Raw genomic sequence first — 16,355 nt, 5'->3', positions numbered from 1 at the left:
CGATCCTGTCGCTCCGCGCTGCGCACCCTGCTCCGTCCCTGTTCTGCCCTGCATGCCACCGCCGTTGCCCCAGCGATGACATGGTCTGCGTTTGCGCATATTTGCAGCGAAATGCGCGCGCAATGGCTTTTCTGGACCGGTTCGCGTCGGACCGTTCAGTCGCGGAACAGCAACGGTGCCATCTCGTGCAGGCTGCGCCGCCAGGTTAGGAACTCGTGACCGGTGCCTGGCGACACGTAGAAGGCGCTGGGGACGCCGGCCGCCTTGATCGCCTCGGCATTGGCGCGCGGATCGACCTTCGGGCCACCCGCAGGTCCCGAGCGCCCGCCTTCGATCTCGCGGCTGCCGAAGCCGACGAAGCTGAGTTTCACCTTGTCGCGATAGCCGGGCGTGGTGTTGACGTCCTCCAGCGAAATGGTGCCGCCGCTCAGCAGGCCGATATAGGCGAAGCGGTCGAGGTTCTTGAGCGCGATCAGCTTGGTCTCGAAGCCGCCCATCGACAGGCCGGCCATGGCGCGGTGCTTCTGGTCGGCCAGCGTGCGGTAGTGCGCGTCGACATAGGGGATCAGCTCGTTCAGCAGCACGGTCTGGAACGGCTTGATGTCGAAGCTGGCGAGGCCACCGGGCTGGCCCGGCCGCACGTCGTTGGTCATGCCATAGGTCATGACGATCAGGAACGGCCGCGCCTTGCCCGCAGCGAGCAGATTGTCGAGGATCAGATTGGCGTGGCCCTGATTGCTCCATGCCGTCTCGTCCTCGCCCCAGCCATGCTGGAGGTAGAGCACCGGGTAGCGGGTGCCGGCGTTCTTCTCATAGCCCGGCGGCGTATAGACGAAGGCGCGGCGCTGCGTGCCGGTGCTGGGAGAGGGGAACAGGATCTGCTCGACGCGGCCGTGTGGCACGTCCTTCAGCGCGTAGAAATCGGCGTCCTTCGCGGGAATCTCGATACCGCTTTCCCAGCGGGTCGAGCCGTAGAAGTTGAGCGTGCCGGGATCATTGAAGATGCCCCCGTCGATCGTCAGGTGGTAATAATGGAAGCCCTCGTCGAGCGGGCCCTCGGTGGTGCCGGTCCAGCTGCCGTCGGCCGCCTTGGCGAGCGTGGTGCCGCCGCGGCCGCCCAAACCTAGGCTGACCTTCACCGCGGTGGCGTCGGGCGCCAGGACGCGGAAGCGGACATAGCCCTGCGAATTGACCTGCGGATATTGCTGCCCGGGCTGGTTGAGCGACGAGGGCTTGAAGTCCTCGGCAATCGTCGCGGGCGCCGCTTGCGGCGGCGCGGCCGGCGCGGTCTGCGCCTGGACAAGTTGCACGGCGAAAGTGGCCGCAGCCATGGCGGCAAACGCGATTTTCACGGCGATTCCTCCCCTAAGTGCTGCCGGCGCATGGTCCGGGAGCCTTGGATGTTAGCGTGCACATTAGGACAGTTTAGTCTGAGAAAATCAAGCCGGGATCGCGCGGTTCCGATATCTTGCATAGCATTTTTATGGCATTGATAAATATGACTTATTGCCTCGGGTACGACTGTCGAAGCTGCTTGCAATCGTTTCGCCAGTTGACGGCGCAGTGTGCCGCCGCCTAGCCATGCTGTTACCGATAACAACGGCGGCCGCTTCGAGTCGCCGGGGAGAGGAGACACTGGCGATGGGCAAGCCCCGTTCGGCTGCGCACTGGTGCGTGATGGCTTTGGCGACGCTCCTGCCCGGAGCGCTGCACGCGCAGACCGCCGGCATGGTGGAAGAGAAGCTGCCGCCGCCGACGGGCTTGGCGCCCTATTTCACGCCAGCTTCCGCCGATCCGATCGCGCCTGACGCCGATGGCTTTCTCCGCCGCTGGTTGCTGCTCGAACCGGTGGTGAAGCCCAACCGCACCAATACCGGCTTCACCCCCAGCTATGTCCGCGCGGCGATCGCGCCCGCCACCTATCCCGGCAAGTTCGAGGCGGTGCCGCGCGACGGCGACAGCGCGCCCGGCGCCTTACGCTGGCATGCGCTCGATTCCAGCCTGTTCGACATGAAGCTGTTCTACCTCGCGCAAGGGCTCGGCAAGCCGACCTATGGCGTGATCTTCTGGGCGGTGACGGTGATCAACGCGCCCCGCGAGATGCGCGGCGTGCGACTGGCGATGGGCTCCAACTCGGCCTCGCGCTGGTGGCTGAACGGCAGCGAGGTGGCCGGGCTGTATGGCGACCGACGAATGGTGATGGACGATGTCGTCTCGCGCCCAATCACGCTGCGCAAGGGCCGCAACGTGCTGCGCGGCGCGGTGATCAACGGCCCCGGGCTCAGCGATTTCTGCGCCCGCTTCGTCGACGAGGCCGGCAAGCCGATCCGCGACATCACCATTGACGTGAAGTGAGGAACGCCATGAAGTTTGCAAGCCCTTCGCTCGCTGCGCTGTTCCTGCTCGCCCAGCCCCAGGCCGCTTCCGCCCAGCTCGCGGGCGAGCCGTTCATCCACGATCCCTCGACGATCACCTATTCGGACGGCCGCTGGTGGACCTTCGGCACGCGCGGCGGCGGGCTGGTCTCCGAGGATGGCTGGACGTGGGCCAGCGGCGGCGAGCGGCCAGGCGGCGGCGTCGCGCCCGACGTGATCAAGATCGGCGACCGCTTCTACGTCGCCTATGCGGTGGGCGGCGGCGGCATGAACGGCGGCCATGCCAGCAACGTCAAGGTGATGTGGACCAGGTCGCTCGACCCCAAGTCGCCCGATTTCGGCTTCCACGATGTCGGCATCGTCGCCTCGACCAACGGGCTGGAGCCGGCCGACGCGATCGACCCCGCCTTCCTGCTGGCGGAAGGGCGGCTGTGGCTGAGCTACGGCACCTATTATGGCTATATCCGCATGCTCGAGCTGGATCCGAAGACCGGCGACAAGATGCCGGGCAGCCAGCCGGTCGACGTCGCGATCGACATGGAAGCCACCGCGCTGATGCACCGCGACGGCTGGTATTATCTGCTCGGCACGCATGGCACCTGCTGCGACGGGCCCAACTCCTCGTACAATATCCGCGTTGGCCGGTCGCGCAGCCCGACCGGGCCTTTCGTCGACAATATGGGCGTGCCGCTGCTCAAGGGCGGCGGCAAGCTGGTCGTGACGGGGCGCGGGCGGCAGTACGGGCCTGGGCATTTCGGGCTGCTCGATCTCGGCGACGGCGTCGAGAAATTCTCGATGCACTATGAGTCCGATCTCGATCGCGGCGGGCGCAGCGTGCTCGGCATAATGCCGCTGCTGTGGAAGGATGGCTGGCCAGTCGCGGGCGAGAACCTCCCCGCCGGCACGTACGAGATCCAGTCCGAGCGCGGCGGCGGGGCGCTGGAGCTGGCGGTCGACTTCGTCCGCATGCCGTTCGACGCCCGCCGCAGCTTCTTCGCCAAGCCCGGCGACCCGACCGGGCCCATCCCGAACCAGACGCTCGCCGAGAACCGGGTCAGCTGGCCCGAAGGCGCGATCGAGGTGGACCTGGGCGATTACATGATGCGCGCGCACCAGCTCTGGACGATCGCGCCGGCGGAAGGCGCGGGCGGGGCGTTTGGCGCGCCCTATTACAAGATCCTGATCGCGGGTACCGATCGGGCGCTGGCGGTGGGGCCCGAAGGCAGCGTGCAGGCGGTGCCCGCCTTCACCGGCGCGGCCGAGCAGCTCTGGCGGATCGACCAGCTGACCGACGGCAGCTACCGCATCCAGCCCAAGGCGCAGGCCGATGCCAAGCATCCCAAGGCGCTGGTCGCGATCGGGCGGAGCACGCCGGCGCTGATGCCGTTCGATCCCGCGAGCGACGCAGGGCGCTGGACGTTCCAGCGGCCCTGAAGCGCCTCGTCAGGCCGGCACCGCTCCGGCGGTGTCGGTCCCGAGCAGGCGTTCGCGGAACAGCTTGTGCGCGTTGCGTTGCTCGATGACGCGGCCGGCAAGGTACAGCGCCGCGAAGATGCCGGCGAAGACATAGCCGGGGATGCGCATCGGCTGGGCGGCAAAGGCCAATGCGGCGAACGGCGCGGGAGCGATGAAGCACCAGAGCAGGGGATGGCTGGTCAGGTCGTAGCGCAGCGCCGGACCCTGCTCGGTCTCGACCAACTCCAGCGTGCCGTGCTCGAACGAGGCGAGCCTGTCCTGCGAGTCCGGGTTGTCCTTATGGAACACCAGCGTATCCGGGACTCGCTCCAGCGTGGTGCCGCGCTCCTCGAACACGGGCTCCAGCGCGGTGAACGAGGTCGGACGAGCGGGGAGCGACAGGGTGCCGCGAACGTGCCAGATCCAGTCGATCGCGCGCAGCCAGCTCATTCGGCCGCCACCGCTTCGGGCAGGCGCGGCGCGCGCAGCTGCTTCACCCAGCGTACCACCGGCCGGAACGGGTAGATCATTTGCTCCTTGATCCCCAGCCGGCGGCAATCGTCGAGCCCGACATGGGCGGCTTCGGAATCGCGGCAGGTGCCGAAGATGCGATCGATGAAGATGAAGGTGTTGGCGTAGTTGGTGCGGCTGCTGTCGTAATCGGGCGAGTGGTGCAGGCTGTGATGCTCGACCGTGTTGAACAGGAAGGACCACCAGCGCGGCGTGTTGAAGCGGATATTGGCGTGGGTATAGGCACCGATCGCCATGCCGATGCCGCCGGCGAGCAGGGCGGCGCGCGGCAGGAAGTCGAAGAAGCCGCCCAGGCTCAGGCCGATCAGGAACAGCTCGATCGGATTGCCGACGGAGCCCTTCAGCGCGTTGAGCTGGGTGATGTGGTGGTGCGGCGCATGGGTGAGCCACAAGGGTGCCCAGTTGTGCATGCCGCGATGCATCCAATATTGGCAGAAATCGAAGATCAGCAGGATGGCGAGCGCCTGGAACAGGATCGGGATCTGCCCCGCCCAGGCGGTCTTGAAGTGGAAGTAATGCTTGATCGCGTCGATGATCGCGTCGTCGCCGAAATGCTTGCCGGCATATTTGATCAGCGTGTAGCTCATGCCCACGTAGAAGAGGTCGCTGGCGAGCTCCTTCCAGGTCAGGCGCCAGTGGCGGTGGCGCTCGCTGATCCGCTCCATGCCGAGCAGGCACAGCTTGAAGACGATGCCGATGCCCACCGCCACTGAGGCCTTGGCGATCGAGTCCGGCGCGAAGGTCCAGAACAGGATCATCGCCACCAGCACGGCCGGCTGAAAATGGGTGAAGATGAAGCGCTTTACCGGGCCGCCCTGCACGCCCGTCGGTTCGAAGTTGGTCGGTACAGCTGCATCCATGATCGCGCCCGGTCCTCGCCCGTGATTCCGATAAGGAGAAGATGGCCGAAACGGGCGCAGCGCGCCGTAAGTCGTTTGACGTAGCGGGGGATTTCGCGGCTTGTCGGGTGCCGATGGGTGGCCCAGCATGCGACGTATGACACGCTTTCGACACCGCTTTTCGCTCGGCCTGGGCGCCTTCCTGCTGCTCGGCGCGGCGAACCCCAAGCCGCCGGCCTTCGCGCCCTGGATCAACGGCACGGCGGCGAGCGAGCCGGAGACGCAGGTGCAGGCGATCGACGGCGACACTTTCGTGATCCGCCAATCGGTGAAGACCAATTTCGAGGCGCCGTTCCTGTACCTGATCTTCGGGCGCGAGCGAGTGCTGCTGCTTGATACCGGCGCGGGCGGGCTGAAGATCCGGCCGACCGTGGACCGGCTGGTTGCTGCGTGGCAGGCCAAGCATGGCGGCCGGGCGATACGGCTGGTCGTCGCGCATTCGCACAGCCATGGCGACCATCATGCGGGCGATGACGAGTTCCGCAATCGGCCCGATACCGATGTGGTCGGGTTGAAGCCGACCGAGGTCGCCGCCTTCTTCCACTTCACCGACTGGCCGCGCGACGTGGCGCACTTCGATCTGGGCGGGCGGACGCTCGACGTGCTGGCGACGCCGGGGCACCAGCCGGCGCACATCATGGTCTATGATGCGCGAACGCGACTGCTGTTCTCGGGCGACATGCTCTATCCGGGGCGGCTCTACGTGCCGCTGAACCATTTCGACGATTTCCGCGCGAGTGCCGAGCGGCTGGCGGCCTTCGCCAGGACGCACCCGATCCGCGCGCTGCTCGGCGCACATATCGAGATGACGACCATGCCGGGGAAGGACTATCCGATGGAGGCGCCGGTGCATGCCGACGAGCATGGGCTTGCGCTGGCGCCCTCCAAGATCGAGAAACTGCGTGCGGCAGTGGCGAAGGCCGGACCGGTGCCGACGATCGATCGGCACGCGGACTTCATCGTGTATCCGGTGCCGGCCCGCCCAAACGATTGAGCCGGCTCAGCCCCGCGCGATATACGCCCGCCAGCCGCCGAGTTCGGTGATGTCCTCGGCGCCGGCCATCGCGCGCGGTTCGGCGACGAAGCCCTTGACCATGCTGCCGTCCGCCAGCGTCACCGTGCCGATCGCGAGCGGCGGCGGTACTTCCGCCACGAAGCTGCCGAACGCGGCCATGTCGAGCTCGTACACTTCCAGCGCGATTGCGGCGCCATCCTCGCTATGGACCAGCGCGGGCTTGGGCGGCACGCTCTCGGCCATGGCGTAGAGCTTGTAGGTCGGCGCCGTCGTGGTCGCCTCGACGAACTTGGCCTCGCGCGAGGTCAGCTGCCAGTGGAGCGGCATGCCTTTGAGATGGGCGCCTACGACCGCGAGCTTCACCGTTTCCATCCGTCCCTCCAGGTCCAGCGGCGGCGGGGATGCCGGCGCGGGGAAAAATGCGTTCGCCGCGTCGAGCAGCGCGCGATCGGTGCCCGCCGGGCCCATCAGCGTCACGCCGAAGCCGACGCCGCTGGCGTAGCTGCCGGTGGGGACCGCGATGGCGGCCATGTCGAGCAGGTTCACGAAATTGGTGTAGGCGCCGAGGCTCGCGTTGAGCCTGATCGGCTCGGCGACCATCTCCGCGACGCGGTAGCTGGTCGGCGCGGTGGGCAGGGCGAGCAGATCGACTTGTTCCCACATCGCCTCCGCCATCCGGGCGAGTTCGGCGAGGCGATAGGCGCCGTTGAACGCGTCGATCGCGCTGTAGCCGAAGCCGCCGTCGACGATCTCGCGCACTACCGGGTGGATCGCGTCGGGGTCGTCGAGCAGCAGCCCCTGCAGCGCCGCCGTACGCTCGGCGACCCAGGGGCCGTCATAGAGCAGGCGGGCGGCTTCATCGAGGGGGGCGAGGTCGATCTCGACCAGTTCGGCATCGAGGCCGGCGAGCGCCTGGTGGTACAGGAACTCGGATTCGATATCGCCGAACCAGCGGCATTGCTCGGCGCGGGGCACGCCGATGCGGCGGCGGGCGCGTGGCACGTCCGGCAGGTCGCGGGAGAGCGAATCCGTCGCGTCGAAGCCGGCGGCGATGGTGTCGACCAGCGCCGCATCTTCGGTGCTGCCCGCGAACACCGTGATGCAGTCGAGCGTGCGGCAGGCGGGGACGAGCCCCGAGCTGCTCCAGCGACCCTTGCTCGGCTTGAGGCCGACGAGATGATTGAACGCGGCGGGCACGCGGCCCGAGCCTGCGGTGTCGGTGCCCAGCGCGAAGGCGACCAGCCCGGCGGCGACCGCCACGGCCGACCCCGAGCTCGACCCGCCGCTCACCCACGCGCGGTTATACGCGTTGCGCGGGATGCCGTACGGGCTGCGGGTGCCGTTGAGCCCGGTGGCGAACTGGTCGAGATTGGCCTTGCCGACCGGGATCGCCCCGGCAGCCACCAGCTTCGCCACCACGGTTGCCGACTGTTCGGGCTGATAGGCGAAGGCCGGGCAGGCGGCGGTGGTGGCAAGGCCGGCCAGATCAATATTGTCCTTCACCGCGAAGGGCACACCGGCGAGCGGCAGCGTCTCACCGGCGGCGATCCGGGCATCCACCGCAGCGGCGGCGGCGCGGAGCGCATCGGGCTCGAAGCGCGAGATCCACACCGCCGGCTGGATCGCATCATAGGCATCGAGCCGCGCCAGCACGTCCTCGATTACCGCGACCGCACTACGTTTGCCCGCCTGCACCTCGGCGGCAATGCCGGCGACCGAGAGCCGGTCGAGCGCCGTCATGCCCGCACCAGCGCCAGCACTGGCGAGCCCGGGGTGACGGTCTGCCGCTCGGCGACATAGAGCGCCGCCACCGTACCCGCTGCCGGGCTGGTGACGGGAAACTCCATCTTCATCGCCTCCAGCACGGCGATCGTCTCGCCCGCGTCGATCGTGTCGCCCACTTCCTTGAGCAGCTTCCACACGCTGCCGCCGAACGGTGCTTCGACCAGTTCGGCGCCCTCGGGCACCGTCACCGCTTCGTCGGCGCTGTCGTCGGCACTTTCGGTGAGGCTGGCGACGCGGTCGAACTCGCCCTTGCGTTCCCAGTCCGCGCGCTCGGCTGCAAACGCCGCGTTGCGCTGCTTCTCGAACGCGGCGATCGAGCGGGCATTCTCCGCCAGGAATTCGCGATAGTCGGAGAGGCGGAACTCGGTTTCCTCGATCTTGATCTCGCGGCGCCCCAGCGGGAAGTCGCGCCGCCACTCGGTCAGCTCTTCATGGCTGACCGGGAAGAAGCGGATCTGGTCGAAGAAGCGGAGCAGCCAGGGCTTGCCCTCGGCGAAGGCGCCGGTCTGGCGATAGGTGTTCCACACCTGGATGGTGCGGCCGAACAGCTGGTAGCCGCCCGGGCCTTCCATGCCATAGATGCACATATAGGCGCCGCCGATGCCGACCACGTTGGGCGGCGTCCAGGTGCGGGCCGGGTTGTACTTGGTGGTGACCAGCCGGTGGCGCGGGTCGATCGGGGTGGCGACCGGCGCGCCGAGATACACGTCGCCCAGGCCATAGACGAGGTAGCTGGCGTCGAAGATGATCCGGTGGACCTCCTCGGCGCTGGCGAGGCCATTGGCGCGGCGGATGAACTCGATATTGTCCGGGCACCAGGGCGCGTCGTCGCGGACCACGCGCATGTAGCGCTGGATCGTCTCGTGGATCGCGGGGTCGTTCCAGCTGAGCGGCAGGTGGACGATGCGCGATGGGATCACGAAATCCTCGAGGTCGCCGAGTGCGTCCTCGATCTGTACCAGCCGCTCGATCAGCGCCGCCTCCTTCAGGCGGATGCCGTCGATATGCACCTGGAAGGAGCGGATGCCCGGCACGACGTCGAGAATGCCCGGCAGCGCGAGCTCGGCGAGCGCGGTGGTCGCGGCATGGACGCGCAGGCGCAGCTCGAGGTCGAGCGTGATCGGGCCATATTCGACCAGCAGGTTGCGATCGCCCTGGCGGCGGAACAGCACGCGCGGGCGGCGGCCCTTGGCGGGGAGGTCGACCAGGATCGCGTCGCGCCCGCCGCCCTCGGCCGGGCTGGTCGCCGTGGCGGCGCGGCCCTCGATCAACGCCTCTTCCTGTTGTGCGGCGGCATCGGCCTCGTCGAGGCTGACCTGCTCGAACTGGATGCGGTCGCCCGGCGCAAGCTGGCCGACCTTCCACAAATCCGCCGCGATCACCACGAACGGACAGACGAAGCCGCCGAGCGAGGGACCGTCGGGGCCGAGGATAATCGGCATGTCGCCGGTGAAATCCAGCGCGCCGATCGCGTACGGATTGTCGTGGATGTTCGACGGGTGGAGCCCCGCCTCGCCGCCATCCTTGCGCGCCCAGTGCGGCTTGGGGCCGACCAGCCGCACGCCGGTGCGGTTGCTGTTGTAATGGACTTTCCACTCGGCGGAGAGGATCGTGTCGACATCTTGTGGAGCAAAGAAATCGGGGGCGCCGTGGGGGCCGTAGAGGACGCGGATCGTCCAGTCGGGGCCGAGCGGTTCCTGCGCGACCGTGCGCGGGCCGGGGATTACCGCCGGCGCATGATCGGTCAGGTGCAGCGTGTCGCCGACCCGCAGCACGCGTCCGCCATGACCGCCGAACTCGCCGAGATCGAAGGTGCTGGCGCTGCCGAGATAGCTCGGCACGTCGAGCCCGCCGGCGAACAGGATATAGCCGCGCATGCCCCCGCCGGTGACGCGGCCGAGCGCGAGGGTCTGGCCTTCCGCGATGGCAATGGGCTTGTTGCGCTCGACCGGCTTGTCGTCGAGCGTGGCGGCGAAGTCGGCGCCGGTCAGGACGATGCGGGTCGCGGTGTTGAACTGGAGCGTCGGGCCGGTGGCGGTCACTTCCAGCCCGGGCGCGGTGCTGTCGTTGCCGAGCAGCATGTTGCCGAGCCGGAAGGCGCGGGCGTCCATCGGGCCCGAGGGCGGCACGCCGATGTCCCACAGGCCGACACGGCCGGGATAATCCTGCACGCTGGTCGCGGTGCCGGCCGAGCGCACGACGATGCTCTGCGGGCGGTGGACCACCGTCTCCAGCGAGCGGGTCGAGACGTCGCCGGTGACGAAATCCTCGCTGCGGGCCACGTCGCGCAGCCAGCGGACATTGGTCTCAATCCCGGCGAAGCGGGTGCGGCCGAGCGCAGTTTGGAGCGCGGCGACGGCGGACTCGCGGTCCTCGCCGTGCACGATCAGCTTGGCGAGCATCGGATCGTAGAAGGAGGAAACCGCGCTGCCCGACTCCACCCAGCTCTCGATGCGGACGCCTTCGGGAAAGGCGACGTCGGTCAGCGTGCCCGAGGCAGGACGGAAATCGACCGCCGGATCCTCGGCATAGAGCCGCGCCTGGATCGACCAGCCCTTGGGGGCGGGGACGGGGGTATCGAGGAAGCTGTAGTCGCCGCCCGCCCCGCGCACCATCCATTCGACCAGGTCGACGCCGGTCACTTCTTCGGTGACGCCGTGCTCGACCTGAAGGCGCGTATTTACTTCGAGGAAGAACCAGTCCTCCCGCGCCGGATCGTAGAGGAACTCGACGGTGCCGGCGGAGCGATAGTTCGCCGCCCGGCCCAGCCGCACCGCCGCCTCGATCAAGGCCGCGCGGACGCGCTCGGGCAAATGCGGGGCGGGGGCCTCTTCGATGACCTTCTGGTTGCGACGCTGGAGCGAGCAGTCGCGCTCGCCGAGCGCCACGACGCGGCCATGGCCGTCGCCGAAGATCTGCACTTCGACATGGCGGGCGCGCGGCACGAAGCGTTCGAGGAACAGCCCGGCATCGCCGAAATTGCCGGCACCCAGCCGCGCCACCGCGGCATAGCCATCGCGCACTGCCTGGGCATCGGTGCAGACGCGCATGCCGATGCCGCCGCCGCCGGCGGTCGCCTTGAGCATCACCGGATAGCCGATCCGCTCCGCCGCTTCGAGCGCCGTCTCGACGCTGTCGAGCAGGCCGGTGCCGGGGGCGAGGGGTACCTTCTCCGCCTCGGCGAGCGCGCGGGCGCTGTGCTTGAGGCCGAAGGCGCGGATGCTGTCCGGGGTCGGGCCGATGAACGCGATGCCGGCGGCCTCGCACGCCTCGGCGAAGGCGGCGTTCTCGGAGAGGAAGCCATAGCCGGGGTGGATCGCGTCGGCGCCGGTCTCCTTCGCCGCCGCGAGGATGCGGGCGACGTCAAGATAGCTTTCCGCCGCCGGGCCGGGGCCGATCCGCACCGCGATGTCGGCGAGCGCGACATGGCGCGAGGCCTCGTCGGCATCGGAGAAGACGGCGACCGAGCGGATGCCCATCTTCTTGAGGGTACGGATGATCCGGCAGGCGATCGCCCCGCGATTGGCGATCAGGACGGTGCGCACGCTCATGCGGTGACGATCATGCGCACGGGGGTGGGGTTGAAGCCGTTGCAGGGATTGTTGATCTGCGGGCAATTCGAAACGACCACGGTCACATCCATTTCTGCGCGCAAGTCCACGGTCAGGCCGGGCGCCGAGATGCCGTCGACGATGCCCAGCGCACCATCGGCCTCGACCGGCACATTCATGAAGAAATTGACGTTCGACACGATGTCGCGCTTGCCCCGGCCGTCGCGGAGATTGGCCTCGAGGAAATTGTCGACACAGGCGTGCTGCGCCTTGGTGAAATGGCCATAGCGCAGTGTGTTGGACTCGCACGAACAGGCGCCGCCGATCGTGTCGTGATACTCGACCGCGGTCGCGGTGATCGTCATCATCGGCCGGCCCTCGTTCGAGCGCAGCACGCTGCCGGTGCGCAGGAAGATATTGGCCTGTGCCGCGATCGTGTCCTGCGCGCTGTAGCGTTCGGCATCGTCGTGGGTGGCGTAGAGGAGGAAATCGACCGCCTGATTGCCTTCGAGGTCGACGACGCGGAGCGTCTCGCCGGCCTTCACCCGGTGCAGCCAGGGGGCGCGGGCGGGGACGATCTCGTCATGGATCACCCGGCCGGTGAGGCCGGCGAGCGCTACGTCCTGTTCCATCAGCGGCGGACCCAGTCTTCGGTGTTGAGGAAAGCGCGCTGCCGCTCGGGCGTCGCGTTGCGGATCGGATCGTCCCGTGTCGTCACCGGGCCGCGCCAGGCGGTGGCGCGCAAGGGGGTGACGGTCCAGGGACGCGGATCGAGCACATGCGGGCAGTTGGCCAGCACCACGATCAGGTCCATCTCGGCGCGCAGCACCAGCGAGCGGCCCGGCGCGAACGGCCCGAGCTGCGGTTCGGTGGTGCCGTCGGCGGCGATGCGGACGCCCTTGAACAGGTTGACGCACGGATGGATGTCGCGGCGGGTGAGGCCGTGCTTGGCGGCACCGAGCAGCAGCCGGTCGCGGGCGTTGGGGAACGGCCCCGAATTGCTGCCGTCGCCGTAGCGGCGTTCGTTCGACGCGGCGTTGGACGCGCCGCAAAAGGCGTCGTGCGTGCCGGCGCCGTCCGCCTCGATGCTGGCGAGCACCCGGCCCATGTCGGAGAGGAACAGGCTGCCCTCGCCGAGATAGGCGTTCCACTGCACCTTCACCGTATCGGCGACGTTGAACCGCTCGGTGGGCATGGCGGCGTTGAACAGCTGGAGCGAGACGCAGGCATCGCCGTGCAGGTCGATCAGCCGCAGCCGGCTGCCGCGCGACAGCACACGGCTGGCATAGCCGCCGGCGGCGATCGTCTCTTCCCAGACGAGATCGTCGGCGTGCACGCCCGCAGGCAGGTCGTCCGCCTTGGGCGGCAGGATCGGCATCGCCTCGACGACGGTGCCTGCCATCGCGCGCGCATGGTCGCGCGCGGCATTGGGGTCGGCGAGTGTGCTCATGCCGCCTTGCTCCCGGTTGGGGCTGCCGCCTCGTCCTGCTCGTGGAGCGGGGGCAGCAGCGCGGTGGTGGTGAAGAGGCGCAGTTGCTGCACGCCGCGCACCTTGCGCAGCGCGTCGCACAGGTCGCGGAGCCGGCGCGCCGGCCCCTGGACCAGCAGCACCTCGAGCGACTGGTCGTCCTCTAAAAAGACATGCTGCGAGGAGATGACCTCCTTCAGATACTCGGCCTGGGTCTGCGCCAGCTGGTGGCGCACCCGGCCGAGATCGGCGCGGTAGACCAGGGTAATCGTGCCCGCGAGCATCTCCTCGGGGCGCGAGGCGGCGCTCTGCTCGGCAAGTTCGTCGCGGATCAGCTCGGCGATCAGCTGCGAGCGCGAGGGGAGCCCGCGGTCTTCCACCATTTCATCGAGCTGGCGGAAAAGTTCGGCGGGCAGGCTCATGCTGAGCCGGGCGAGGGAGGAGGAGGGTTCCTTCACAATGATTCCTCTTTCCCGGTTATTACTGATTCTGTCAATCGTAATACTTCCTGCTGCGCCTCGACAATCGCCTCGCGCCGCTTGCGGGTGAGGTGGAGGTCGTAGACGGCGGTTGCGCCGTAGCGGTGCGGGGCGTGCGGATCGATGCGGCGCTTGTCGAAGGTGAGCACGCGGGTGCCGAGGTTGAACGCCTCCGAAATGTCGTGGGTGACCATCAGCACGGTGAGCGCATGTTCTTCCCACAGCTTGAGGATCAGCCGGTGCATGTCTTGCCGGATGCCGGGGTCGAGCGCTCCGAACGGCTCGTCGAGCAGCAGCACGCGAGGGCGCGCGATCAGCGCCTGGGCGATGGCGAGCCGCTGCTGCATGCCGCCGGAAAGCTGGGCCGGGTAGAGGTCGAGCGCGTCGCCCAGGCCTACCTCGGCGAGCATCGCGGCGGCCTCGTCGCGGGCGCGGCGACGGGCGGCGCCGAACAGCCGGGCGGTGAGTGGGGCGCCGACGCATTCTCGCTCGAACATCACGTTGCGCAGCGCGGTCAGGTGCGGGAACACCGAATAGCGTTGGAACACTACGCCGCGATCGGGGCCGCATTCGCCGGGCAGCGGCGTGCCGTCGAGCAGGATCTTGCCCCGCGTCGGTCGCTCCTGCCCGAGTGCCAGCCGCAGGAAGCTGCTCTTGCCCGCCCCCGAGGGACCCACGATCGATACGAAGCTGCGCTCGGCGATGTCGAGCTCGACGCGCTCCAGCACGACCTTGTCGCCATATTCGAGCCAGACATTCTGGAAGGAGAGGAGCGCGCTCATCGGCCGGCTCCATGCGCCCAGGCGAAGGCGCGCTTGCTCAACTGGGCCAGCGCCACGTCCATCAGGATGGCGAGGATCGAGATCCAGGCGACGTACGGGATGATGATGTCCATCGAGAGATAGCGCCGGACGAGGAAGATGCGGTAGCCGAGGCCGATGTCCGAGGCGATCGCCTCGGCCGAGATCAGGTACACCCAGGCCGGCCCGAGCGAGAGGCGGATGCCCGCGATCAGCCGGGGCAGCGCCTGGGGCAGGGCGACGCGAAGTGCCAGCTGCCAGCTGCTTGCGCCGAGCGTCTGCGCCTTGATCAGCTGCTCCTGCGGGATGGCGGTGATGTGGTCGGCGAGGTCGCGGATCAGGAAGGGGGTGACGCCGATCACGATCAGCGCGACCTTGGCGGTGTCGCCCAGCCCGAAGACGATGAACAGCACCGGCAGCAGCGCGATCGGCGGGATCACGGCAATGGTGGTGACGAAGGCGCCGAAGGTGGCGCGGGCGGCGGGCAGCACGCCCAGCACCATGCCTACCAGCAATGCGGAGAGCGCGCAGATGCCGAGGGCCATTCCCAGCCGCTCCAGGCTGGCCAGCGTATCCGCCCAGAAGAGCAGGCGCCCGCTCAGCGGGTCGGCCTGGGCGAGCAGAGCGTGCATCGCCTCCACCATCGCGCCCGGCGTCGGCAGCAGCTTGTCTGAGGGGTTCTCAGCATGCCGCGCTGCCGAGGCGAAGAGGTAGACGATCGCCGCGAGCAGCAGCGGCAGGCTCCCCAGCAGCCAGCCGGTTCGGCGGCGGGGTCGGATGTTCACCCAGCGCATATGGCGTCCGGCCTCAGAGCTTGCCGGCCGCGGCCAGCTCCATATAGGTCGGGTCGAAGCGCAGCTTGACGTTGTTGGCGTCGCCGATCGTCTTGCCGGGTACCGAAATGCCGATCGCATCGGCGGACTTGGCGCCCTGGCCGAACAGCCCCTTGGAGAAGCTGAAGTCGCGCACCTTCACCATGGTCGCGCCGATCGCGGGCGACTTCACCGCCGCGACCGCATCCTGCGGCGTGGCATAGAGGTGCGTCGTGCTGAGCTGGGCGTCGAACGACTGCGGCGTGGTGCCGGCCAGCTTCGCCATCGCGGCGCGCGCGGCGGCGCCGACGGCATCCTTTTTCTGCATCAGCTGCATCGTCTCGTACCAGATGCCGGCCAGTGCCTTGCCGAGGTTCGGATTGGCCTTGAGCGTTGCGGTGTCGACGGCGAGCAGGTCGAGGATCTCAGCCGGCACCTGGCTCGAATCGAACACCTTGGTGGCGCCGGGGAGCTTGGCGACTTCGGTCAGCTGCGGGTTCCAGGTGACGACCGCGGTAGCAGCCGGGTTGGCGAAGGCGCCGACGATGTCCGCGTCCGAGGTGTTGACCGTCTTCACGTCGGAGAGCTGGAGGCCGACCGAGGAGAGCCCGCGCGCCAGCAGATAGTGCGAGACCGACAGCTCGACGAGATAGACGGTGCGGCCCTTGATGTCGGCAAGGCTTTTGGCGTTCTTGAGGACGATGCCGTCATTGCCGTTGGAATAGTCACCCAGGATGATCGCGCTGGTATCCTTGCCGCCCGCGGCGGGGATGGTGAGCGCGTCCATGTTGGTGACGGTGACGCCGTCGAGCTTGCCGGCGTTGAACTGGTTCACCGACTCGACATAGTCGTTCACCTGGGTGAAGTGGATCTTGACGCCGTATTTGTCGGCCCATTTCTTCACGATGCCGGCCTGTTCGGCATAGGGCCAGGGCATCCAGCCGGCATAGATCGACCAGCCGATGTTGAACTCGGTCCGCACCTTTGGTGCACTGCCGCTACCGCCGCACGATGCCGTCGCCAGCATCGCCGTCGCCGCGATCGCGATCCGCGCCTTCGCTACCCATTTTGCCATGATCGACCCCCATCTTCGCAGCGCGAGAAAGCGCGAATTTCAGCCGCCGGACGGTCGCAACCGATATTACGTTTGCCCAATCCAGTAATACGACTTATAGGCATGTCACA

At 68.0% G+C, this 16,355-nt stretch carries 14 protein-coding genes; 3 read left to right on the top strand and 11 right to left on the bottom strand.

The features are described 5' to 3' along the window. Positions 1–155: 155 nt before the first annotated feature. Positions 156–1,352, bottom strand: coding sequence for an alpha/beta hydrolase (locus tag BM009_RS20375; RefSeq protein WP_217644232.1), 1,197 nt, complete (start codon positions 1,350–1,352; stop codon positions 156–158). 289 nt (positions 1,353–1,641) lie between these two features. Here BM009_RS20375 and BM009_RS20370 point away from each other — a divergent pair, with 289 nt between their 5' ends. Beyond that, a complete protein-coding gene (locus BM009_RS20370; protein WP_254772382.1) occupies positions 1,642–2,355 on the top strand; it encodes an acetylxylan esterase in 714 nt (237 codons plus the stop codon). Between the two features lie 8 nt (positions 2,356–2,363). After that, a complete protein-coding gene (locus BM009_RS20365; protein WP_093299007.1) occupies positions 2,364–3,809 on the top strand; it encodes a family 43 glycosylhydrolase in 1,446 nt (481 codons plus the stop codon). Between the two features lie 9 nt (positions 3,810–3,818). On the opposite strand, the gene BM009_RS20360 is transcribed toward BM009_RS20365, so the two are convergent. Together BM009_RS20360 and BM009_RS20355 are read right to left on the bottom strand one after the other, a co-directional pair. Continuing rightward, a complete protein-coding gene (locus BM009_RS20360; RefSeq protein ID WP_093299005.1) occupies positions 3,819–4,280 on the bottom strand; it encodes a hypothetical protein in 462 nt (153 codons plus the stop codon). After that, entirely contained in the window at positions 4,277–5,221 is a 945-nt protein-coding gene (locus BM009_RS20355) for a sterol desaturase family protein (RefSeq protein WP_093299002.1), read from the bottom strand. The genes BM009_RS20360 and BM009_RS20355 overlap by 4 nt, the downstream gene beginning before the upstream one ends. Before the next feature lie 127 nt (positions 5,222–5,348). Between BM009_RS20355 and BM009_RS20350 the strand changes: the two genes are divergently transcribed. Further along, entirely contained in the window at positions 5,349–6,254 is a 906-nt protein-coding gene (locus BM009_RS20350) for an MBL fold metallo-hydrolase (RefSeq protein WP_093299000.1), read from the top strand. Between the two features lie 6 nt (positions 6,255–6,260). Here BM009_RS20350 and atzF read toward each other — a convergent pair whose 3' ends face one another. Genes atzF through BM009_RS20310 form a run of 8 tightly spaced genes read right to left on the bottom strand, consistent with a single transcriptional unit; the run spans position 6,261 to position 16,245 of the window. Next, positions 6,261–8,015: an allophanate hydrolase gene (gene atzF, locus BM009_RS20345; protein WP_093298998.1), complete on the bottom strand. Its 1,755-nt coding sequence runs from the start codon at positions 8,013–8,015 to the stop codon at positions 6,261–6,263. After that, the gene (gene uca / locus BM009_RS20340) at positions 8,012–11,611 is read right to left on the bottom strand and encodes an urea carboxylase (protein ID WP_093298996.1); all 3,600 of its coding nucleotides are present in this window, start codon (positions 11,609–11,611) and stop codon (positions 8,012–8,014) included. Before uca ends, atzF begins: the two co-directional genes overlap by 4 nt. Next, entirely contained in the window at positions 11,608–12,243 is a 636-nt protein-coding gene (locus BM009_RS20335) for an urea amidolyase associated protein UAAP2 (protein WP_010543571.1), read from the bottom strand. Before BM009_RS20335 ends, uca begins: the two co-directional genes overlap by 4 nt. After that, the gene (locus BM009_RS20330) at positions 12,243–13,061 is read right to left on the bottom strand and encodes an urea amidolyase associated protein UAAP1 (protein WP_093298994.1); all 819 of its coding nucleotides are present in this window, start codon (positions 13,059–13,061) and stop codon (positions 12,243–12,245) included. Before BM009_RS20330 ends, BM009_RS20335 begins: the two co-directional genes overlap by 1 nt. Continuing rightward, positions 13,058–13,537: a CopG family ribbon-helix-helix protein gene (locus tag BM009_RS20325; RefSeq protein WP_093298991.1), complete on the bottom strand. Its 480-nt coding sequence runs from the start codon at positions 13,535–13,537 to the stop codon at positions 13,058–13,060. Before BM009_RS20325 ends, BM009_RS20330 begins: the two co-directional genes overlap by 4 nt. Further along, entirely contained in the window at positions 13,534–14,340 is an 807-nt protein-coding gene (locus BM009_RS20320; RefSeq protein WP_093298989.1) for an ATP-binding cassette domain-containing protein, read from the bottom strand. Before BM009_RS20320 ends, BM009_RS20325 begins: the two co-directional genes overlap by 4 nt. Further along, a complete protein-coding gene (locus BM009_RS20315) occupies positions 14,337–15,152 on the bottom strand; it encodes an ABC transporter permease (protein ID WP_093298986.1) in 816 nt (271 codons plus the stop codon). The genes BM009_RS20320 and BM009_RS20315 overlap by 4 nt, the downstream gene beginning before the upstream one ends. Positions 15,153–15,165: 13 nt before the next feature. Then, entirely contained in the window at positions 15,166–16,245 is a 1,080-nt protein-coding gene (locus tag BM009_RS20310) for a putative urea ABC transporter substrate-binding protein (RefSeq protein WP_093298984.1), read from the bottom strand. Positions 16,246–16,355 lie beyond the last annotated feature (110 nt).

It is taken from the genome of Sphingomonas sp. NFR04, assembly GCF_900114095.1.
In the GTDB taxonomy this organism is placed as follows: Bacteria; Pseudomonadota; Alphaproteobacteria; order Sphingomonadales; family Sphingomonadaceae; genus Sphingomonas.
The sequence above is the reverse complement of the archived record's forward strand: the minus strand, read 5'-3'. Positions and strand labels throughout refer to the sequence as shown.